Here is a 20,710-nt window from a genome sequence, read left to right on the forward strand (position 1 = left end):
TCACGAACTACATCGCCAGATCACTCCTCGAGTCCGGAGGATTCAGAACCCACCTACACCCTCGATTGCGATGAGCCCGTTTCGGTCGTGGATGAGAAGGAGCACGGCTGTGCCGGCGTGGGTTTTGCCGATGCCGAGGTGGCGGAGTTTGCCGGCGTAGCGGAGGGTGACTTTTCCGTCCTTGTCGACTTTGTCGGTGCGGGATCGCCATTCTGAGCGGTGAGGGCCGGTCGGGGTGGCTTTCGGGAGCGCGGTGTAGGCGTGGTGGGGTGTTCTGCGACCGACGGATCGGTGGGGGCGCCGGGTGTTGTACCAGGTCTGGAACTCAGTCAGCAGCGCCTGGAGGTCGTCGGTGGTGTCGGGGAGGGGCCGGGCGGCGAGGAAGCGTTTCAGGGTCTGGTGGAACCGTTCGATCTTGCCTTGGGTCTGGGGGTGGCCGGGGCGGCCGTTCTTCTGGGTGATGCCGTGCGCGGCGAGGAGCTTCTCGAACCCTCCGCGCGCGCCCTTGAATCGGGCGAGGCGGGTGGTGAATACGAGGCCGTTGTCGGTCAGTGTCGACGTCGGAGCTCCGTATTGGGCGATCAGTTCGGTCATGGCGGTGACGACCATCGGCCCGGTGAATGCCGCTGCGACGCGGATGTCGAGCAGGAATCGGGAGTGGTCGTCGAGGAAGTCGAGGATCTCGACGCGGGTGCCGGAGGCGAGATGCCAGTGGGTGATGTCGGCTTGCCAGCACTCGTTGGGCAGGTCTGCTTCGAAGCGGATGTAGGAGCTGCGGGGGCGTTTTTCGGGGGCCGGGGTGATCAGGCCCTCGGCGTGCAGGATGCGGCGGATCGTGGCCGTCGATGGGGCACGGTAGCCGTCGTGCTCGAGGTGCCATGCGATAGTCGCCGGGCCGGCATCTGCTCCTTGCTTGGTGAGCTCGCGCCGCAAGTCGAGGACGCGGGCGCGGACCGTGGGAGGTGTGGTTGCGGGGTGGGTTCGCGGCGCCCGCGACCGCGGTGCGACACCGGCGGGGCCCTCCGCGTCGTAGCGGGTGACGAGGGTGTGCACCCATTGCCGGGTGACACCGAACCGTGCCGCGGCCTCGGCGTGGGTGAGGCCTTGGTCGCGGACGGCGCGGACGATGACGAGGTTCTTCGGTTTCACGCCCCATCGTCGGCAGAAAAGCGGCGTCAACGATGTCGCGACTCACCGGTCATCGATCACCCCGCCGCAAGCGTCAACGATGCCGCGACTCAGCTGTCAACGATCAGAACAGAAACCCGCACGAGCAGCTGTCAACGATGTCCTGAACTCGGACACCCCCTCGCCACCATTGTGATGAGTCGCGACATAGGAGACATCAGGAGAAAGAGCTCGGCCATCGGCCGGGCTCTTTCTGGGTGTTGCGCCAGTAGGTGCGGGTGGGGTCGATGGTGTTGGTCGCGATGATTTCGCCGGTGTCGAGGTGGATGACGGTGATGGTGTGGTCGTCGGCGAGGGCGAGGGCGAGGACGCGTTTGCCGCGGTGTTCGGAGCCGATGCCGAGGTGGTGCATGCGGTCGGCTCTGCGGAAGCTCATCTTCCCGTTCGTGCCGACGTGGTCATAGCGGACCCGGTAGTGGGCGCTGTCGGTGCGGGCGCCGGCGGGCGCAGCTTTCGGTGAGGCGGAGCCTGCCCCGGTTTGCCTGACACCGTTGTTGTGTTGATCATGCCGCGAGTTCGATGCCGGTGTGAAGTGCTTTGAACTCGACGAGGCTGAGGTTGCCGACGCTGGTGTGCCGTCGGCGGGGGTTGTAGAACCCCTCGATCCATTCGAAGATCGCGGAGGCGAGCTCGGATCGGGTTTCCCAGTGGTGCCGGTCGAGGAGCTCGCGTTGCATCGTGGACCAGAACGATTCCATCAGCGCGTTGTCGACCGAGGACGCGACCCCCGCGAGCAGGCATCGATGGAGCCTCACCCGGTTTTCCGGACACGCCGGTCATGCCCCGGTGTCAGGAAAAGCGGGGCATACTCCGGCGGCGTGACGTTCCTCCAATGTCAGGCGATCATTCAATGCTGCTGCTGCTGCTGGAGGAGAACCGTCGTGAGCTCAGGCTCGCGGGCGATGCTCCGCAGCCTCGGTCTTCCCGAGAGGAAGCGTGACCTTCGCCCGCGCGAGCAGTACGACCTGGCCGACCGCCCGATGCTGATCGTGTGAAGCTGCGCGAACGACTGCCACCCCTTGTGCCTTCCGCAAGCGCCGCGTCGTCGTGCGCGAAGGCCAGGAAAAACGGCCGGCCCCGTGAAGTCATCCACGGGGCCGGCCGCCGGTGTGCGGCAGCGCGGGTTACGCGCACACCTGCTCGATGGCGCCAATCCCGGTGATCGACGCGCGGACGACCTCGCCACGACGCAGGTAGCGTCGTGGCGACATGCCGAACCCGACCCCCGGCGGGGTGCCGGTGAAGATCAGGTCTCCCGGCGTGAGGGTCACCACGGCCGAGAGGCGGGCGATGAGGTCGGGAACGGGGAAGATCAGATCGCTCAGCGGGGCTGATTGCATCACTTCGCCGTCGACCATGCACTCGAGCACAGTCTTCTCGGGGGCGGGCATGTCCTCGGGTGAGACCAGTACGGGGCCCAGTGGCGCGAAGCCGGGGAACGACTTGCCCAACGAGAACTGTGCCGGTGCGCCGAGGAACTGCACTTCGCGGTCGGAGTAGTCCTGACCTACGGTGAAGCCGGCGACGTGATCGAGTGCGTCGGCGGCCGAGATGGCACGGCCGCCGATGCCGATCACAGCCACCATCTCGACCTCCCAGTCGACGCTGTCGCCGCTGAGGGCGAGCTGGTCGAACGGCCCGGCGATCGACGATGCGAACTTGGTGAAGACGATCGGCGCCTCCGGGACGCCGAAGCCGGACTCGGCGGCATGATCGACGTAGTTGAGGCCGACGGCGAGGATCTGCGCGGGGCGCGGGGAAACCGGGCCAAGAAAGGCGGATGCTGGCAGCGGCGCGGTGGACGGGGCCGACGGGTAGCCCCTCGCCCATTCGCGGAACGCCGCCCACTTTTCATAGAGCCGCGTCACGTCAGAGGGGAACCGGCCCTCGCTCTCACGTTCGACGTCGACCGGCCCCGCGTCGGTGAGCAGGGTCGCCCGTGCGTCGACGACGGCGAGCCTCATGCGTCGGCCGGCAGCGCGACGATCGCGTCGATCTCGATGTCGAATCCGCGCAGGGCGGCTTCGATCGTGGTGCGGGCGGGGAGCGGCGCGGTGAGGTACTCGGCGGCGATCGCGTTGAACTCGGCGAAGTCGTCGAGAGAACGCAGATAGACGCCGTAGCGAACCGCGTTCCGCAGGCTGCTGCCGGCGGCCTGCGCGACCGCCTCGAGGTTTTCGAAGGTGCGGCGCACCTGGTCGGCGAAGGTGTCGCCGACGCGGTTGCCGTCCTCGTCGAACGGGCCCTGTCCCGAGAGGAAGACGAGGCGGCCGACGGTGAGCCCCTGCGAGTAGGGGCCGGCGGGAGGCGGAGCGTCGGTGGTCGAGACGGACTGAATCATGGTTCTCCTTCGTCGGGATTGGATTTGTGGGTCGTGCGGAAGGGACGTCTAGGTGTGAAGGCGCGGCACGGCGGCGAGGAGCTGCCGCGTGTACTCGTGCGTCGGGGCGGTGAGGATCTCGGCGGTCCCACCGTGTTCCACGACCGACCCGCGGTACATGACGGTGACGACATCGCAGAAGCGCGCGACGACGCCCATGTCGTGGGTGATCATGAGAACGGCCATGCCCCGCTCCTCGGCGAGGCGGTCGAGCGTGTCGAGCACGGCGGCCTGCACGGTGACATCGAGTGCACTGGTCGCCTCGTCGGCGATGAGCAGGCGCGGTCGGGCGGCGATGGCCATCGCGATCATGACGCGCTGACGCATCCCGCCGCTGAGCTCGTGAGGGTACTGGTCGTACACCCGCTCGGCGTCGCGTATGCCGACCTCGTCGAAGCTGCGCAGCACGACATCGCGGGCCTGCGCCACGGTGGCGGTGGAGTGTGTGCGCAGGACGTCGAGCACCTGTCGTCCCACCCGGAAGACCGGGTTGAGCACCGACATCGGGTCTTGGAAGATCATCGACACCGCGGCTCCTCGCGTGCGTCGCAGCATCGCCGCATTGGCGGCGAGCATGTCGTCGCCGTCGAAGAGCACACGCGAGTCATCGCCGTATTGCATGATGCGTTCGTCGTTGAGGCGCAGCACGCTCATCGCGGTGATGGACTTGCCCGACCCCGACTCGCCGATGATCCCGACGCGCTGGCCCGCCTCGACTCGGATGCTGACGCCGTCGACCGATGGTGCCGTGGCTCCCGCGAAGGTGATGCGAAGGTTCTCGATCGACAGCAGGCTCATGACTTCTCCTTCATGCCGGTGGCGAGGTCGATCGGACTCGTCAGGTCCGAGGGGGCGAGGTGGGCGCGGCGGCGCTCGGCGGGGTCGGGTTCCAGCACGGCATCCAGCAGCGCCCGCGTGTAGGGATGCTGGGGGTTGCGGAACACCTCGTCGGTGGGGCCGGTCTCGATGATCTTGCCGAGGTACATGACGGCGACGCGGTGCGAGATACGGCGGACCACGCCGAGGTTGTGGGCGATGAAGAGGTAGGCGATGTTCTGCTCGCGCTGCAGCTCCTCGAGTAGGGTAAGCACTTGCGCCTGCACCGACACGTCGAGGGCGCTGGTCGGCTCGTCGCAGACGATGAGCGTCGGATGCAGTGCGATCGCACGGGCGATGGCGACGCGTTGGCGCTGTCCGCCCGAGAACTCGTGCGGGTAACGGCGCGCCATCGCCGGGTCGAGCCCGACCCGCTCGAGCAGCGAGGCCACCTTGGCGGGAAGCTCTGCGCGCGGGGCGGCCTTGTGCACCAGGAACGGCTCGGCGATCTGGTCGCCGATGCGGATGCGCGGGTCGAGAGTCGAGTATGGGTCTTGGAAGATCATCTGCAGTCGGCTGCGCGTGGCGTGCCACTGCGCCTTGGTGGCCGTGTCGAGGTCTTGGCCCTGGAAGCGGATGGATCCTCGGTAGGGGGTGAGTCCGAGCGCGGCGCGGGCGATCGAGGACTTGCCTGACCCCGACTCGCCGACCAGGCCCAGCGTCTCGCCTTCGTGCACGGCGAGGCTGACGCCGTCGACGGCATTCCTGTCCGTATGCCCGTAGTCGATGATGAGATCGTCGATCGTCAGGAGGTCTGGTCGGGTCATCGTGTCCTCCTCAGAAGCACACCGGGTAGGCGTCCCGTCACGTGGCCGCTCTCGGCCACGCACTGGCCGGCCACCCACACCCGGTCGATCCCGACGGGGGCGACGAGGGGGTGGGTGTAGTCGGCGCGGTCGCGCACGGTCGTCGGATCGACGGCGACGAGGTCGGCGGGTGCGCCGACGCGGATGCGGCCGCGCGAGGTCAGGCCCAGACGGTCCGCGGGCTGCGCGGTCATCTTGTGCACCACCGCTTCGAGCGGGAACCCGGCGTCGAGCAGGTCGCGCATCGCGTGTGGGAAGGTGCCGATGGAACGGGGATGCGGCCGGTTGAGCGCGTGGTCGAGTGCGAGTGCAACGCCGTCCGAGGCGACTGAGACATAGGGCTCGGCGAGCACGCGGGCCGCGTCGTCCGGCCGGGTTCCGACGATGATCGCGTCGACGGCGGCGTCGTGCGCATCGATGAGGTCGAGCAGGATGAGCGCCCAGTCGCGTCCGAGCGGGTCGGCGGCTTGGAGCTGTTCGAGGGTGCGACCGAGTTCGGGCGTGTGCTCCTCGCCGGCGCGCACAATGGTGATCGCGTCGGGTGGGAAGTGCACGGTGCGTCGCAGTTCGCCCGCGAGCGCTGCGCGGTCGGCGCGCACCTCGGCGAGGATCTCGGCCGTGCCGCGTGCCCGCAGCTCGGAAGGCATCAGCTGCAGCGCGGTGGTGTGTCCGGCCAGGTAGGGGTAGGCGTCGGCGGCGACGTCGGCGACGCTCGCGCAGATGCGCGACAGGGCCGCGTCGAGCGCCGCGCCCTCGGGGTCGAGGATCGAGCGCAGGTGGGAGATCTGCAGCCGTGCCCTCGCCGTCGTGGCGACGGCGAGGATCTCATCGATGGCGGCGACGAGTCCGTCGGCGTCGTATGCGCGCATGTGCACCGCGACGAGGGCGTCCGCGGCGGCGACCGTGGCGGCGAGTGCTTCGAGCTCAGTCGGGTCGCTGAGCTCCCCGGGCGCGTACATCAGCCCGTAGCTCAGCCCCCAGTAGCCTGCGTCGAGCGCGTCGGCGACGATGCGCGACATTGCCGCCCGGTCGGCCGGTGTCGCCGTGTGGGTCGCATCGCCCATCACACGTCGCCGCACCGACCCGTGGCCGAGGAGCGGGGCGACGTTCCACGCGGCGGCGAGACCGTCGAGGGCGTCGAGGTATTCCGCCGGGCTCTCCCACGACAGCGGAACCGAGGGGACGACGTCGATTGTCGCGATCGCGCCGCGGAAGCCCTCGCCCGAGGTAGGTGCCGGGCTGAGCCCGCAGTTGCCGATGACCTCGGTGGTGATGCCCTGCAGCACACGCGTGTCGCCGGTGGGGTAGGCGAAGCGCGTGAGGTCGGAATGGGCGTGCAGGTCGACGAACCCGGGGGTGAGCACGAGCCCCTCGAGGTCGTGGCGCGTCGTGCCGGTGGCGGTGCCGGGGGCGTCGACGGCGGCGATCCGGCCGTCGGCGATGGTCACATCGGCTCGGTGCCCGGGTGCCCCGGTACCGTCGACGACGAGTGCTCCGGTGAGGACGGTCGCGGTCATGCGCTCCTCCGACGCCGCATCGGGTTGCTCGATTCGGCGACGAGTTCACCGGCGTACATGAGGGCGGCGGCGGCGAGGGTGATCGTCAGGCCCGCGGCGATCGCATAGTAGGGGGCGGTGACGTAGTAGGCCTTGGAGTTCTCCAGGATGGTTCCCCATGTCGCCTCGGGCAGCGGCACGCCCAGTCCGAGATAGCTCAGGCCGGCTTCGATCAGGATGGCCTCGGCCATGAGCTGCGGCACGAGTGTCGCAAGCGGCCCGGCCGCGTTGGGGAGGATGTGGCGCCCGAGCATGCGGGCGCCGCCCGCGCCGACGACGCGCGCCGCCGTGATGAACTCGCGCTCACGCAGCGCTTTGGTCTGGGCGCGCAGCAGGAGGAATACGCGGGGGAAGAAGAGGAATCCGATGATGAGCGTGAGACTCCACGAGCTCGATCCGAAGCTGGCGACCATGAGGATCGCGAACAGGATGAGCGGGAAGGCGAGGGTGGCAGCCGCCGTGCTCGACAGGGCCCAGTCGACGAAGCGACGCGAGGTACCCGCGATGAGCCCGGTCGGGATGCCGATCGCCAAGGCGATCAGCACGCTGCCGCCGGCGATGAGGGCTTCGAGTTGTGTGGCGTAGACGAGTCGCGCCCAGATGTCGGCGCCGGCTTCGTCGGTGCCGAGGGGGTGGGCCCAGCTGGGCGGCTCGAGGATCGCGCTCGGGTCGACCGCGGCGGGGTCGTAGGCCGTGAACAGGCCGGGGAAGGCGACCATCAGCAGTGCGACAGTGGCCACGCCGAGCATCAGCACGCGTGCGGTGCCCAACCGACGGAGGAGGTGGGGCGGGCGGAGTTCGGTGGAAGCGCTCATCGTGAGATCCTCGGGTCGACGAGTCGGTAGACGATGTCGGCGACGTAGCCGATCAGGAGGACCACCACGGTGGTCAGCAGCACGGCGCTCTGTACGACGAGGTAGTCGCGGTTGAGCACGCTGCTCAGCAGGAGCTGGCCGAGACCGCCCAGGCCAAACACGGCCTCGACGAGCACCGCTCCGCCGATCAGCGCGCCGATCTGCACCCCCACGATCGTGATCATCGGCAGCACGGCGTTGCGGGCGGCATACGCGAAGACGCGTTTTCGGGTCGGCAGCCCCACCGCGAGCGCCGTGCGCATGTAGTCCTGGCGGAACACGTCGGTGGCCTCGGCGAACACGAAACGGGTGAGGATGCCGCTGAGGAAGACGCTGAGGGTGGCGACGGGGAGCACCAAGTGCGCGATGAATCCGAGGGGGTCGTCGGTGGGGGCGACATAGCCGCCGGACGGGAACCAGGTGAGGTTGGCCGCGAAGACGATGACGAACACGAGCCCGAGCCAGACGGCGGGGATCGCCACACCCATCGTGGAGGAGAATCGCACCAGGTTGGGGAACCATCCGCGGCCGCGGTAGGCCGCCCATGTTCCGGCGAGGATCGACACCGGCACCGAGATGATCACGGCGAGTGCGATCAGCCAGAGGGTGGGGGGAAGGGCCTCCACGATCAGAGTCGTGACGCTGACACCGCTGCGGGCGGATTCGCCGAAGTCGCCGGTGAGCATCGAGGTCAGCCAGATCCCGTACTGCACGTGCCATGGCTGGTCGAGCCCCATCTCGAGGCGCAGCTGCGCGAGCGTCTCGGCCGCGTCGGGGCGCCCTGCCTGGGGGCCCAGCAGCAGCACTGCGGGGTCCCCAGGCGTGAGCCGGAGGGCGAGGAAGACGAGCACCGATACGAGCCACAGCACTACGAGGAGCTTGCCCGCCTCGACGAGCGCTCGTCGCGCCAGATTCATCTTCCTCTCCCTCCGTGATTCACTCGGCGACCGTCGCGTCGGTCAGCATCGGCCAACCGAGCGGGTTCACCGCGTAGCCGTCGACTCCGGTCGCCGCAACCGAGTAGATCGGCGTGAACTGCACCGCCATGACCGGCAGCTCTTCGACGAGGATCTGCTGCAGCTCGCCGTAGATCTCGGCGCGCGCCGATTCGTCCGAGACGGCGAGGGCGTCGGCGGCGAGGCCGGACACCTCTGGGTTGACGTAGTCGTCGGTCAGGTGCGGGTTCATGATGATGTCGAAGAACGAGTTCGGGTCGGCGCCCACGTTGAACACGTTCCAGGTGGCGTCGTAGTTGCGCGACACGTAGGCGTCGAGCCACACCGACAGTTCTGTCACGTTCGGGTTGAGCGTGACGCCGATCTCGGCCAGCGAGGCCTGCCACACACGTGCAATCTGCTCGGCGTCGGGGAAGCCGCTGGGGATCTCGAGCGTGAAGCTCAGGTCGCTCACCCCCGCCTCCTCCAGCAGTGCGGCGGCGGCGTCGAGGTCGTAGCTGTAGCCCTCCTGCTCAGCGTAGGCCCAGCTGGATTCAGGGATCGGGCTCCACTGGATGGAGCCGTCACCGCCGTAGGCGATGTCGCGGATCGACTCCTTGTCGAGGGCCATCGCGAGCGCCTGGCGCACCCGCTCGTCGCTCAGGGTGCCCGAGGCGTTGAACTCGATGAGCGAGAGGCTGTTGCTCGCCGACGGCTCGACGATCTCGGCGCGGTCGGTGTCGACCTGCTCGACGGTGGCCGAGGTGACCGCGCTGACGATGTCGATGTCGCCGCTGTACAGGCCGTTCAGCGCCACCTGCTGGTCGGCGACCGGCTTGTACACGATCGACTCGGTCGCCGCAGGGTCGCCGAAGTAATCGTCGAAGCGCTCGAGCACGATCTCGTCGTTGGCCGACCAGCTGACGAATTCGTAGGGGCCGGAGCCGACGGGGGCGCTCGAGGCGTCCTCGAAACCCTCGGGGGCGATGACCGCTATGGAGGCGATCCCCGCGAGGAACGCCGCGTTGGGCGAGTTCAGCGTGATCACGACCGTCTGGTCGTCGGGGCTGTCGTACGACTGCACATCGGCGAGGCGGCCCGACCAGATCGAATCCGTGCCGTCGGCGGCGCGCTCGAGCGACTCGATGACCGCGGCGGCGTCGACAGGGGTTCCGTCGTGGAAGACGGCGTCGGGATCGAGGGTGAAGGTGAAGACCGTGGCGTCTTCGTTCGCCTCGAACTCGGTCGCCAGGTCTCCTTGGAGGTTCAGATCCACGTCGTAGTCGACGAGACTGCTGAAAACCAGCTCACGGATGGCGTATTCGTAGATGATCAGCTGGTTGGTGTGCGGGTCGAAGTTGTCGATGTCACCCGCGAGGGCGACGACGAGTTCGTCGGAGACGTCGGCCGACGTGTTGTCGTCGCTGTCTGTCGAGCCGGCGGCGCAGCCACCGAGCAGCAGTGAACCCGCGGCGACCGCCGACACGGCGGCACCCCAGGGTCGGTTACTCTTTCGCATGGTACGAGACCTCTTTCTGTTTGAGGGATGGTGCAGGGGAGGGGTGGTTCGGCATGTGGTTTGCGCTTAATACCGGGCCACGGGGTTCCACAGGTCGACGACGTCGGTGTCGTCGACGATGGCGACGCGGCTCCACATGTTGACGACGCCGCACGCGTGATTGGGCAGGATGCGCAGTCGCTCGCCGACGCGCATCGTGTCTGCGGCGGGCCCGTCTAGCACGCCGTGTTCTTCGTAGGCCCGCGTGAAGTCGAGCTCTGCCACGGGGGTGCCGGCATCGTCGACGACGACGCCGAAGGTGTTGTCGCGATTGGACCCGTCGGAGCTGAGGGCTTTGATGCCGGCGTCGATCGCGGCCTCCTGCAGGCGCACCGTGCTGATGACGGTGGTGTGCAGGTGCAGCGCGCACCGGTCGAGGCTGGTCGATCCCAGCCGCCACTGGTTGGCGTCGAAGAACACATAGGTGCCGGGGCGCGCCTCCGTGACGCCGTCGACGAACGGGGCCGAGTCCCATCCGGGGGTCGAGCCGACCGAGACGGTCGGCACGTCGATGCCGGCGTCGCGGATGGTTTCCGCGACGGTCACGAGCGCGGTGCTCGCCGCTCGCCCGGCGTCGCGCAGCGCGTCGCGTTCGCCGCGCATCGAGGCGAGCTGGCCTTCGTGCATGTAGATGCCGTCGAGGTGGACTCCCGGAAGCGTGGCGACGGCGCGCGCGACCGCGACGGCCTGGTCTCCGGTCACGCCGGTGCGTCGCAGTCCGGTGTCGACCTCGACGCGCACCGGCACCGTGACCCCCGCGGTGTCCGCTTCGGCGGCGAGCAGCTCGACCAGTTCGGTGGAATCCAGGCCCACGATGACGCGGGCGCGGCGGTTGGCGTCGATGATGCGGCGCCGCTTGGCCGGCGTGGCGGGGGCGTGTGCCCAGAAGAGGTCGTCGAAGCCGGCGTCGAGGAGCGCCTCGACCTCGTTAAGGGTCGCGCAGGTGAAGCCGACCGCGCCGGCGTCGTGCTGGCGCTTAGCCACCTCGATCATCTTGGAGGTCTTGAAGTGCGGGCGCAGCGCGATCCCGGCGGTGCGCATCCGCTCGGCCATCGCCTGGATGTTCGCGTCCATGCGCGACCGGTCGATCACGAGCACCGGAGTGTCGAGGTCTTCGATGCGGGTCATCGCAGCGTCCCCATCCGCTCGGCGGCTGCGCGCACCCATTCGAACGACGGGGCGGTGGCGGTGCCATAGTTGTAAAGGGCCAGGCGGTCCACTCCGGTCGCGAGCACCGCTTCGACCTTTGCGAGGAAGTCCGCTCGGGTGGGGGAGAGGCTGGGCCAGACCGTCAGCGCCACAATGAGGGGGGTGGCGTCGGTACCGCTGAGACCACGGACGGCGAGTGTGTGGTCGATCTCTGCGGCGACCTCCCCGGCGGTGGGGAAGTAGCTCTCGAGCACGAAGCCGTCGGAGTGGGCGAGGGTGGCGGCGATGTCGACGCCTTCCAGCCAGTTGGTGGGGGCGGGGCGGCCCCACACCGCGGCGCTGACGTCGAGCTGCGCGCCGTGGCGGCGCACTGCGGCGGCGGCGTCGATGACGAGGCCCGTGACGGTGTCCATGCGCATGCGGGTGTAGGCCGCCAGGTCGGGCCAGGCCATGTGCAGCGACGCGAGGGCGGCGACTGTGTCGTCGTCGCGGCCGGCGGGGTGCTCGACGTTCCAGGTGCGGTGCAGTTCCGTCTTGATCTGATCCCGCAGGCGCTCCGCGTCGATGCCGGCGTCGTTGGCTCGGGCGACGCACGACGCGCAGAAGCAGAGCGAGAGCAGGTAGCGGGTCGTGGCGTCGAGGCGGGCTCCCCAGAGTTCGTGGGGATGTCCGTGGCCGACGAGCAGGTACGACAGGCTCTCCACAAGAACGCGCTCGAACAGGTTCGTCGCGCTGACGGCATCGAGCAGCTCGATCGCGTAGGCGCGGGCGGCGGGACTCGAGGGGCACAGTCCGTGCGTGAAGTGGTCGCCGAAGCAGTTCTCGATCGCCGCTTCGGGGTGCGCGGTGGCGAGGTCGGTGTTGTGGAAGGCGATGGCCCAGCCGTCGACGGCGACGCCGGCCGCGTCGGCGGCGCGCTTGAAGCGCGGGTAGAGATCGGGATCGTGCTGCGCGATCGACGACGGCGGCACGCGGAGCCCGCTGAAGGCGTCGGCAGGCAGGGGCAGATGGGTGCGGTTCGCCTCGGCGACCGTCGAGACCCGTGCGGTGCGGCGCGGCGCGAGCACCTCGGCGGAGTGGTAGGCGGTGGCGATCTGCAGGCGGGTGACGCCGCGCTCGGCGACCTGATCGACGACCCGCTCCGGGCCGTCGGCCTGGAGATCCCAGGGGTAGACCATCATGCTCAGTTCAGCCATCGGTGTCCTCCTGGTAGAGCGATTCGATGAGGGTCAAGGTCGGCTCGAGATCGTCGATGCCGTATCCGGTCTCGCCGGAGCGGAAGGCGCGCCACTGCGCGACGAAGGGCGCGGTGTCGATGTCGATCGCGTCGCCGGAGCGCTCGCCGGCGGCGGTAACGATCTGCCATGCGCCGTCCATGCCGACGCTGGCCGATCCGAGGGTGCCGGTGACGATGAGACCGGCACCGAGAGGCTGGTACGGCGCCCACAGCAGCTCGATCGACCCCGACGTCGCGCCGGCGCGGAAGCGCACGAGGGCGTGGTCTTCGATCTGGTGGCCGGGGATGATCGGGCGCATCGTCGCCTCGACCTCAGCGAGCGGGCCGAGCAGCGCACGCGCGCGATCGAGCGAGTGGACGCCGTTGGTCACGAGCACGCCGCCCCCGCTGATCGTGCGGTCGAAGTACCACGCCGGAAGGGCGCTCTCGGGAAGGGCGAACGCCATCCTGTCGGTGTACGACACGACCTCGCCCAGTTCTCCGGACGCTACGGAACGTGTGAGCGCGACGTAGGCGGGCCAATGCCGTGTCGACATCCCGATGAACACGTCGGCGCCGCCGGCGACGGCCGCACGCAGCGCCGCGGGGTCCTGCCCGGGGATGCGGTGGGGCTTCTCGACGAGGGTCGGGATGCCGGCGGAGGCGAGTGTCGTTAGCTGGTCAAGATGCTGGAAAGAGGGGGTGGCGATGATCGCGGCATCGATCTCGTCGTGGCCCTCGAGGGCATCTGCGATCGAGCTGAAGGCGAGCGCGTTCTCGTCGAGTGCGCGGGCGCGGGCGAGGTCCGCGTCGACCACGGCCGTCACGCAGTCGCCGGCGGCGCGTACGGCTCTGGCATGGCGGTGGCCCATCACCCCGGCGCCGACGACGAGAACGCGCTGACTCATGCGAAGAACCCGTCTTTCTGCATGCCGGCGAGCACACCTTCGGCGGCCTCGAGTGTGCGGTCGATGTCGTCGTCGCTGTGCGCGCCCGAGATGTGGTTGCGCTTGAGCGTCATCGGATACATCACGAACCCGGCGTCGGTCATGCGGCGGTGGAAGGTCGCGTATGCGGTGTCGTTGTTGCGCAGCAGGTCGCGGTATCCCTTGACGGGGCCGTCCATGAAGTAGCAGATGAACACCGACCCGAGCCCCGTGATCGTTGTCGCGATGCCGAGGCGCCCGGTGATCTCGCGCAGCCCCTCGCGCATGCGCTCGCCGAGGCGGGCGGTGTGGGCGTGGAAGCCGACCTCGGGGTCGGTGATGAGGGTCATCGTCTCGATGGCGGCGGCCATGGAGACGGGATTGCCGTTGAAGGTTCCGGCCAGCACGACGTCGCCGCCGGCGGAGCTGAAGCGCGACATGAGGTCGGCGCGGCCGCCCATGCCTGCCACCGCGAAGCCGTTGCCCATGCCCTTGCCATAGCTGGTGAGGTCGGGGGTGATGCCGCACAATTCCTGGTAGCCGCCGGGGGCGTGGCGGAAGCCGGTGATGACTTCGTCGAAGATGAGGATGCTGCCCTCTCGCGTGGAGAGGTCGCGGAGCCCTTCGAGGAAGGCTTGGTCGGGCATGAGTGCGCCGACGTTGTGAGGCACCGGTTCGAGGATGATCGCCGCGATCTGGTCGGGGTAGGCCTCGAAGAGCGCCTTCACCGAGCCGAGGTCGTTGAACTCGGCGACGAGGGTCGAGTCGAGGGCGTCGTCGAGGATGCCGGCCGACAGCGGGTCGCGGGTGTAGGCACGTTCGGCGGACGAGGCGACGTTGAGGGCGACGGCGTCATGCCATCCGTGGAAGCAGCCCTGGAACTTCAGCAGGTATTTGCGACCGGTGATGGCGCGGGAGAGGCGCACGGCCTGCATCGTCGCCTCGGTGCCGCTCATGGTGCTGATCGACATTTCCACCGAGGGGATCAATTCGGCGGTGAGCCGGGCGACCTCGATCTCGAGTTCGGTGACACCGAGCCCGACGAGATCGAGGTCTCCCAGAGAGCGCTGCACGGCGGCGTTCACCCGGTCGTCGGAGTGGCCGAGCAGGATCGCGCCGAAGGCGGCGTGATAGTCGACGTATTCGCGCCCGTCGAAGTCGACCAGGCGCGAGCCCTTCGCCGTGCGGAAGCCGGACGGGCTGCCGATGCTGCGGGTGGCGGAGTTCACTCCGCCGGGGATGTAGGTGCGGGCCTGGGCGAGTAGGTCCTCGGTCGCGGTTGGCACGGGTGGTTCTCCTTAGGTGGTGCGGTGATGCGTATGCGGGTCGACGTCGCGTCGTCAGCTGGTCGTGCGAGGGTCGTCAAGCTCGAGCAGGGTCAACGCGTCGCGGTGGATGATCTGCTCGACGGTGTCGTCATGCACGTGAGGGAGCGATCCGGCGCGGAGCCCGGCGATGTCTCGGAGCCCTGCCATCGCCGCGGCGGGGCGCCAAAGGGGGAAGTCGCTGCCGAAGAGGAGCTTGTCGGTCACGCCCCATTCCTGTGCGGCGACGAGTGCCAAGAAGCCGTCCATGGGGCGCGACCAGGCTGCCGAGACGTCGGCGAACACGCGCGCGTGCTTGCGCAGCACCACCATGGCGTCGCGCTGCCACGGATGCCCCATGTGAGCCATGATCTGGGTGAGGCCGGGGTGGCGGCGCGCCACTTCTTCGACGACGAGGGGCTGGCTGATCGACAGGCGGCCCTGCGGGCTCGGGGTCGCGCCCATGTGCCAGAGGATGGCCAGGCCGTGCTGCACGCACATGCGGTAGAACGGGCCGAAATCCGGCGAGAGCGGATCGAAGAGCGAGAGCACCGGATAGAGCTTCACGCCCTTGAATCCGAGCGAGATGGCCTCTTCGAGCTGTTCGCGCCAGTCGGTGTCGAGCGGGTCCAGTGCGGTGAAGGCGATGGTCGGCGTGGTCAGTTGCGCGCAGTAGTCGGCGACAAAGCTGTTGGGTGTGTGCACGCCCGCACGGGTGGCGGCGAGGCCGAACACGATGGCGACGTCGACACCGGCTTCGATCATCGCCTCGTCGTACTGTGCAGGGGTGATGTGCGGGTAGGGCTTGCCGTAGGCCGGCTCCCAGTTCTTCCGGTGCTCGTCGCCCCAGTGCTCCGGGAGCAGGTTGTGGCTGTGGACGTCGACGATCATGAGGCCTCCTCAGTTCGATTGCGGTGCCCTCCGGTTGCGCGCAGCGACGACAGGAAGCGGCCGTTGGCGGCCAGGTCGTCGGCGACGCTGCGGAGGGCGGGGAGAAGCCCTTCACGGCGTTCGGGCGAGAGCTCGCCGGCGGGGCCAGACACGCTGACGGCGACGTTGACATCGGAGTCGGTGTCGACGGGGACGGCCAGACAGATCACGCCGAGGTCGCGTTCCTGGTCGTCGAGGCTGTAGCCCTGGTCTCGGATGCGGTCGAACTCGGCATTGAGGCCGTCGCGCGAGGTGATGGTGTGGGGGGTGAACTCCGCGAGCGGTTCGGCCGGCAGGTGGTCGTCGACGCGTTCGGCGGGGATCCGTGAGAGCAGGAGCTTGCCGAGGCCGGTGCAGTAGGTGTGGTCGAGTGAGCCGTTGCTCGAGCGGTACCTGAGCGCGCGGTCGGGCTCTTCGACGCACGCGTGGAGCACCCACCTTCCTTCGAGTACGCCGATGTTCGCTGTGAGACCCGTTGTCGCGGCCAGTTCACGTAGGTAAGGCGCCGCCACCTCGGCCGTGTCTGCCTGGCGTCGGTAGGTCTCCGAGATCTCCATCACCGCGTGACCGACGGTGTATTTCGGAGGGTTGCCGCTTCGATAAACGAACTCCTGCTCCTCGAGAACGGCGAGAAGGCGTACGAGCGTGGATTTCGGCAGCGAGAGCGTGAGCGCAAGGTCGGCGAGCCCCAGCGCGCGTTCGGATGTGCCGAGGGCCCGAAGGATGCGCAGCGCGCGCACCAGTCCTTGCGACTGATACGACGTGGCATGGGGTTCCATGTTCATGACCTTAGGGTCGCCATGCTCACCGGATGTTGTCAAGGAATTAATTCCATGTTTCGTGACGTGGAACGCCAGACGTGGAACGGGCGGGCTCGCGGGGCACGTTTACGCGACCAACAACGTGGCCTTGCGTCTTGGATCATGCCCGGTGAGTACCAGGCGTCTTCCACGAGGATGGCGCGGTTAACGGTTGTCGAAAGCCTCGCCCACGCGGGGCTTTCGTCTTTAGCGCCGAGTGCCAGGAGCGCCCGGGGCGTTCGCTGAGCGATCATCGCCCCGCGGCCGACGACCGCTCAGTGGTCGACCGGTGCCCGGAGTGACCCCACCGGGTCATCGAGCAGCTGTGCGAACGCGGCTTCGGCGGCGCCGATCAGCAGGCGGTCCTCGCCGAGCGCGGCCGAGCGGATCTCGAGGTCCTCGACCGCGGCCGGCATGGCCTGCGCGGCGACCGCGGCGAGCAGCTGTTCCTCTGCCCCCTCGCCCAAAGTGGCGAGCGTGGCGAGAAAGCCGCCCAGCACGATCAGGCGCGGGTTCAGCACGTTCACGGCGTTGGCGAGGGCCGTGGATAGGATGCGGCGCTGCCGCGCGATCTCCTCGCGGGCATCGGGCAGGTCGCTGGCGGCCAACGCGGCAGCGAGCGTCGGCTCGTCCGCGCTCGTCAGCCGCGCCACGGCGAGCAGGCGCGCACGGCTCACCTCGTCCTCGAGCACGCCATCACCCGCTCGGCGGTCGGCGGTCGAGGGGATGCCGGGGCGGTTCTGCCCGAATTCGCCCGCGTATCCCGAGAGCCCGGCCACGGGCATCCCGTGCACGATCACGCCACCGCCGATGCCGCTCGCCCCGCCGTTGAGATACACCATGTCGTCGATGCCCCGACCGGCTCCGAAGAGGTGCTCGGCGATCGCGCCCAGGGAGGCGTCGTTCCCGACCACGGCGGGCAGGCCGGTCGCCGCCGTGGCGAGTTCGCGCAGCGGCTCGTCGTTCCAGCGAAGATGCGGTGCGGTGCGCACCATGCCGTCCGTGGCCTGCACGAGTCCCGGTACCGCGAACCCCAGTCGCATAATGCGGGCATCGCGCAGCTCGTCGGCCCGCCATGCATCGATCGCCCCGGCGACCATGCGCACGGTGCTGTGGGGCGTCAGCAGATGATCGACCTCGATGCGTCGCCGTGCGACGATCGAGCCGTCCAGGCCCACGGCCGCCAGCGTCAGGGCATCCACCTCGGGGTTGACGGCGATGGCGACCACTGACCGGTGCGCGGCGACGACGGGGGAGGGGCGACCCGCGCGGGTCGCCGGCGCCGGTGGCAGCTCGGTGGCGACGCCGAGCGCGACGAGCTCGGCCACGAGGTCCGCGATCGTGGAGCGATTCAGCCCCGTCGCGGCGGTCAGCTGGGCGCGCGACTGGGGGCCACCCAGATGCACGAGACGCAGCAGGCGGCCGAGGTTGGCTCGGCGCACGGCTTCGAAGCTCGTCGCACGGTCGGTCACGGCACCAGCGTACGGGGTGACGCCATGCGACCGGGTGGGATAGGTTGTCACCAGCAACATTTAATCTCATCGAGGAGCCGGACACCATGCCCACCCCCACGCCCGCCGACAAGTTCTCTTTCGGCCTCTGGACCATCGGCTACAACGGCGCCGACCCGTTCGGCGGTCCGACGCGCCCCGCACTCGACGTCGTGCACGCGGTCGAGAAGCTCGCCGATCTGGGTGCGTACGGCCTGACCTTCCACGACGACGACCTGTTCGCGTTCGGCTCCTCGGACGCCGAGCGCCAGCAGCAGATCGACCGCCTCAAGGGCGCCCTCGCCGACACGGGCCTGATCGTGCCGATGGTGACGACCAACCTGTTCAGTGCCCCCGTGTTCAAGGACGGCGGGTTCACCTCGAACGACCGCGACGTGCGACGCTTCGCGTTGCGCAAGGTGCTGCGCAACATCGACCTGGCCGCCGAGCTCGGCGCCAAGACGTTCGTCATGTGGGGCGGGCGCGAGGGGGCCGAGTACGACTCGGCGAAGGACGTGCGCGCGGCGCTCGAGCGCTACCGCGAGGCCGTCAACCTGCTGGGCGACTACGTCACCGACAAGGGCTACGACATCCGCTTCGCGATCGAGCCGAAGCCCAACGAGCCGCGCGGCGACATCCTGCTGCCGACTCTGGGCCATGCGCTCGCGTTCATCGACTCGCTGGAGCGCCCGGAGCTCGTGGGCGTGAACCCCGAGGTCGGTCACGAGCAGATGGCGGGGCTGAACTTCGCCGCCGGCATCGCCCAGGCGCTGTACCACGGCAAGCTTTACCATATCGATCTCAACGGGCAGCGGGGCATCAAGTACGACCAGGACCTGGTGTTCGGCCACGGCGACCTGCACAACGCCTTCGCCCTCGTCGACCTGCTCGAGAACGGTGCCCCCGGTGGCGGGCCCGCCTACGACGGTCCCCGCCACTTCGACTACAAGCCCAGCCGCACCGAAGACGAGTCGGGCGTCTGGGACTCCGCCGCCGCCAACATGCGCACCTACCTGCTGCTCAAGGAGCGGGCCGCGGCGTTCCGCGCCGACCCCGAGGTGCAGCAGGCCCTCGAAGACGCGCGCGTCGCCGAACTGTCGACCCCGACGCTCGGCGCCGGCGAGTCGTACGACGACCTGCTCGCCGACCGCTCGGCGTTCGAGGACTTCGACCCCGCCGCCTACTTCGGCGGCAAGGGCTTCGGCTTCGTGCGTCTGCAGCAGCTGGCCACCGAGCACCTGCTCGGCGCACGCTGAGCGCGGGGTCGTCGTGACGCTGGTCGCGGGGGTCGATTCGTCGACCCAGTCGTGCAAGGTCATGATCGTGGATGCCGCGACGGGGCGTCTCGTGCGCGAGGGGCGGGCCGCGCATCCGCCCGGAACCGAAGTGCCGCCCGCGGCGTGGTGGCGGGCGCTGAACGGTGCCCTCGCGGATGCCGGAGGGCTCGACGACGTCGCCGCCGTCTCGGTCGCGGGGCAGCAGCACGGCATGGTCGTGCTGGATGCCGAGGGCCGGGTCATCCGAGACGCGCTGCTGTGGAACGACACCCGCTCGGCTCAGGCCGCGCGGGACCTGATCGACGAGGTGGGGGCCGACGCCTACGCGCGTCGCACCGGCGTCGTGCCGGTGGCGTCGTTCACCGCGACCAAGCTGCGCTGGCTGCGGGATGCCGAGCCCGAGCACGCCGCGCGCGTCGCCGCCGTCGCGCTTCCACACGACTGGCTGACGTGGCGGCTGCGCGGGTACGGACCGGCGGACGAGTCGCCGCACGGACCCGTGCTCGATCAGCTCACGACCGACCGCTCCGACGCCAGCGGCACCGCGTACTGGGGCGCCGACGGATACGACGTCGACCTGTTCGTGCGTGCGCTCGGGCACGATGCCATCCGCCCGCGCGTCCTCGGCCCGGGCGAGGCCGCGGGGCACACGCCCGAAGGCGCCATCGTCGGCCCGGGCGCAGGCGACAACGCCGGAGCCGCCCTCGGGCTGGGCGCGGCCGCCGGCGACGTGGTCGTGTCGATCGGCACGTCGGGCACCGTGTTCGCCGTCACCGAGGACCCGGTTGCCGACGTCTCGGGAACGGTCGCCGGTTTCGCCGACGCTGCGGGCGGCTTCCTGCCCCTGGTGGCGACCCTCAACGCGGCGCGGGTGCTCGACGCTGTCGCGGGGCTGCTGGGCGTGGACCACGACGAGCTCGGGCGGTTGGCGCTCGAGGCGGATGCCGCGGCATCCACCCCCGTGCTCGTGCCCTACTTCGAGGGGGAGCGCACGCCGAACCTGCCTGACGCCACCGCGACGCTGGCGGGCCTCACCCTCGCCTCCACGACGCGCGCCGGCGTCGCCCGCGCGGCGATCGAGGGGATGCTGTGCGGGCTGGCGGACGGGTGGGACGCGATTCGGGCCCAGGGGGTGCAGGCCCGTCGCGTGCTGCTGATCGGCGGCGCGGCGCGCAACCCGGCGGTATCGGCGATCGCGGCGCAGGTGTTCGACGTGCCTGTCGTGGTGCCCGAGCCCGCGGAATACGTCGCGCTCGGGGCGGCGAGCCAGGCCGCATGGACCCTGACCGGCCGGCGTCCGGCCTGGCCGATCGCGGTGCACGTCGAGCACGCGCCCGATCCGCGCCCCGGCATCCGCGAACGCTACCGGCGCGTCGCCTCGGCCCATGCAGAAGATGGACGGTGAGAAAGCTCTCATCTTGCTTGACCTGTCGTCACGGGCGGGCGCATGCTGAATCATCGTCGC

19 protein-coding genes and 1 pseudogene are annotated in these 20,710 nt (G+C 69.3%); 2 read left to right on the forward strand and 18 right to left on the reverse strand.

From position 1 onward, the window contains the following. Positions 1-42: 42 nt before the first annotated feature. From M4I32_RS08100 to M4I32_RS08185, 18 genes and pseudogenes are all read right to left on the reverse strand, one after another. Positions 43-1,149 carry an IS481 family transposase gene (locus M4I32_RS08100; RefSeq protein WP_319033980.1) on the reverse strand — a complete coding sequence of 369 codons (1,107 nt, stop codon included), beginning with the start codon at positions 1,147-1,149 and terminating at the stop codon, positions 43-45. 196 nt (positions 1,150-1,345) lie between these two features. Beyond that, the gene (locus M4I32_RS08105) at positions 1,346-1,564 is read right to left on the reverse strand and encodes a hypothetical protein (protein WP_319034151.1); all 219 of its coding nucleotides are present in this window, start codon (positions 1,562-1,564) and stop codon (positions 1,346-1,348) included. Positions 1,565-1,691: 127 nt separating this feature from the next. Next, a pseudogene (locus M4I32_RS08110) lies at positions 1,692-1,913 on the reverse strand (integrase core domain-containing protein); the annotation flags it as partial. Between the two features lie 399 nt (positions 1,914-2,312). Further along, entirely contained in the window at positions 2,313-3,152 is an 840-nt protein-coding gene (locus M4I32_RS08115) for a fumarylacetoacetate hydrolase family protein (protein WP_319033981.1), read from the reverse strand. Then, the gene (locus tag M4I32_RS08120; RefSeq protein ID WP_319033982.1) at positions 3,149-3,529 is read right to left on the reverse strand and encodes a Rid family detoxifying hydrolase; all 381 of its coding nucleotides are present in this window, start codon (positions 3,527-3,529) and stop codon (positions 3,149-3,151) included. Before M4I32_RS08120 ends, M4I32_RS08115 begins: the two co-directional genes overlap by 4 nt. A gap of 48 nt (positions 3,530-3,577) precedes the next feature. Further along, positions 3,578-4,366, reverse strand: a complete 789-nt coding sequence (locus tag M4I32_RS08125; RefSeq protein WP_319033983.1) for an ABC transporter ATP-binding protein — start codon at positions 4,364-4,366, stop codon at positions 3,578-3,580. Then, positions 4,363-5,211 (reverse strand): ATP-binding cassette domain-containing protein, encoded by an 849-nt coding sequence (locus tag M4I32_RS08130; protein WP_319033984.1) that lies wholly within the window; start codon positions 5,209-5,211, stop codon positions 4,363-4,365. The genes M4I32_RS08125 and M4I32_RS08130 overlap by 4 nt, the downstream gene beginning before the upstream one ends. Continuing rightward, a complete protein-coding gene (locus M4I32_RS08135) occupies positions 5,208-6,767 on the reverse strand; it encodes an N-acyl-D-amino-acid deacylase family protein (RefSeq protein ID WP_319033985.1) in 1,560 nt (519 codons plus the stop codon). The genes M4I32_RS08130 and M4I32_RS08135 overlap by 4 nt, the downstream gene beginning before the upstream one ends. Continuing rightward, positions 6,764-7,621, reverse strand: a complete 858-nt coding sequence (locus M4I32_RS08140; RefSeq protein WP_319033986.1) for an ABC transporter permease — start codon at positions 7,619-7,621, stop codon at positions 6,764-6,766. Before M4I32_RS08140 ends, M4I32_RS08135 begins: the two co-directional genes overlap by 4 nt. After that, positions 7,618-8,577 (reverse strand): ABC transporter permease, encoded by a 960-nt coding sequence (locus M4I32_RS08145; protein WP_319033987.1) that lies wholly within the window; start codon positions 8,575-8,577, stop codon positions 7,618-7,620. The genes M4I32_RS08140 and M4I32_RS08145 overlap by 4 nt, the downstream gene beginning before the upstream one ends. Before the next feature lie 19 nt (positions 8,578-8,596). Further along, positions 8,597-10,114, reverse strand: a complete 1,518-nt coding sequence (locus M4I32_RS08150; RefSeq protein ID WP_319033988.1) for an ABC transporter substrate-binding protein — start codon at positions 10,112-10,114, stop codon at positions 8,597-8,599. A gap of 66 nt (positions 10,115-10,180) precedes the next feature. Beyond that, the gene (locus M4I32_RS08155; RefSeq protein WP_319033989.1) at positions 10,181-11,281 is read right to left on the reverse strand and encodes an alanine racemase; all 1,101 of its coding nucleotides are present in this window, start codon (positions 11,279-11,281) and stop codon (positions 10,181-10,183) included. Beyond that, positions 11,278-12,498: a hypothetical protein gene (locus M4I32_RS08160; protein ID WP_319033990.1), complete on the reverse strand. Its 1,221-nt coding sequence runs from the start codon at positions 12,496-12,498 to the stop codon at positions 11,278-11,280. The genes M4I32_RS08155 and M4I32_RS08160 overlap by 4 nt, the downstream gene beginning before the upstream one ends. Then, the gene (locus M4I32_RS08165; RefSeq protein WP_319033991.1) at positions 12,491-13,426 is read right to left on the reverse strand and encodes a Gfo/Idh/MocA family oxidoreductase; all 936 of its coding nucleotides are present in this window, start codon (positions 13,424-13,426) and stop codon (positions 12,491-12,493) included. Before M4I32_RS08165 ends, M4I32_RS08160 begins: the two co-directional genes overlap by 8 nt. Further along, positions 13,423-14,730 carry an aspartate aminotransferase family protein gene (locus M4I32_RS08170; protein ID WP_319033992.1) on the reverse strand — a complete coding sequence of 436 codons (1,308 nt, stop codon included), beginning with the start codon at positions 14,728-14,730 and terminating at the stop codon, positions 13,423-13,425. Before M4I32_RS08170 ends, M4I32_RS08165 begins: the two co-directional genes overlap by 4 nt. Positions 14,731-14,784: 54 nt before the next feature. Then, complete coding sequence (locus tag M4I32_RS08175) at positions 14,785-15,639, reverse strand: amidohydrolase family protein (protein ID WP_319033993.1); 855 nt, start codon at positions 15,637-15,639, stop codon at positions 14,785-14,787. Continuing rightward, positions 15,636-16,457 (reverse strand): IclR family transcriptional regulator, encoded by an 822-nt coding sequence (locus M4I32_RS08180; protein WP_319033994.1) that lies wholly within the window; start codon positions 16,455-16,457, stop codon positions 15,636-15,638. Before M4I32_RS08180 ends, M4I32_RS08175 begins: the two co-directional genes overlap by 4 nt. Positions 16,458-16,753: 296 nt before the next feature. Continuing rightward, positions 16,754-17,950: an ROK family protein gene (locus M4I32_RS08185; protein WP_319033995.1), complete on the reverse strand. Its 1,197-nt coding sequence runs from the start codon at positions 17,948-17,950 to the stop codon at positions 16,754-16,756. A gap of 86 nt (positions 17,951-18,036) precedes the next feature. Here M4I32_RS08185 and xylA point away from each other — a divergent pair, with 86 nt between their 5' ends. After that, positions 18,037-19,224 carry a xylose isomerase gene (gene xylA / locus M4I32_RS08190; protein WP_319033996.1) on the forward strand — a complete coding sequence of 396 codons (1,188 nt, stop codon included), beginning with the start codon at positions 18,037-18,039 and terminating at the stop codon, positions 19,222-19,224. 13 nt (positions 19,225-19,237) lie between these two features. Further along, complete coding sequence (locus M4I32_RS08195) at positions 19,238-20,650, forward strand: xylulokinase (RefSeq protein WP_319033997.1); 1,413 nt, start codon at positions 19,238-19,240, stop codon at positions 20,648-20,650. Positions 20,651-20,710 lie beyond the last annotated feature (60 nt).

The sequence above is a fragment of the Microbacterium sp. LRZ72 genome, assembly GCF_033792225.1.
Taxonomy (GTDB): Bacteria; Actinomycetota; Actinomycetes; order Actinomycetales; family Microbacteriaceae; genus Microbacterium.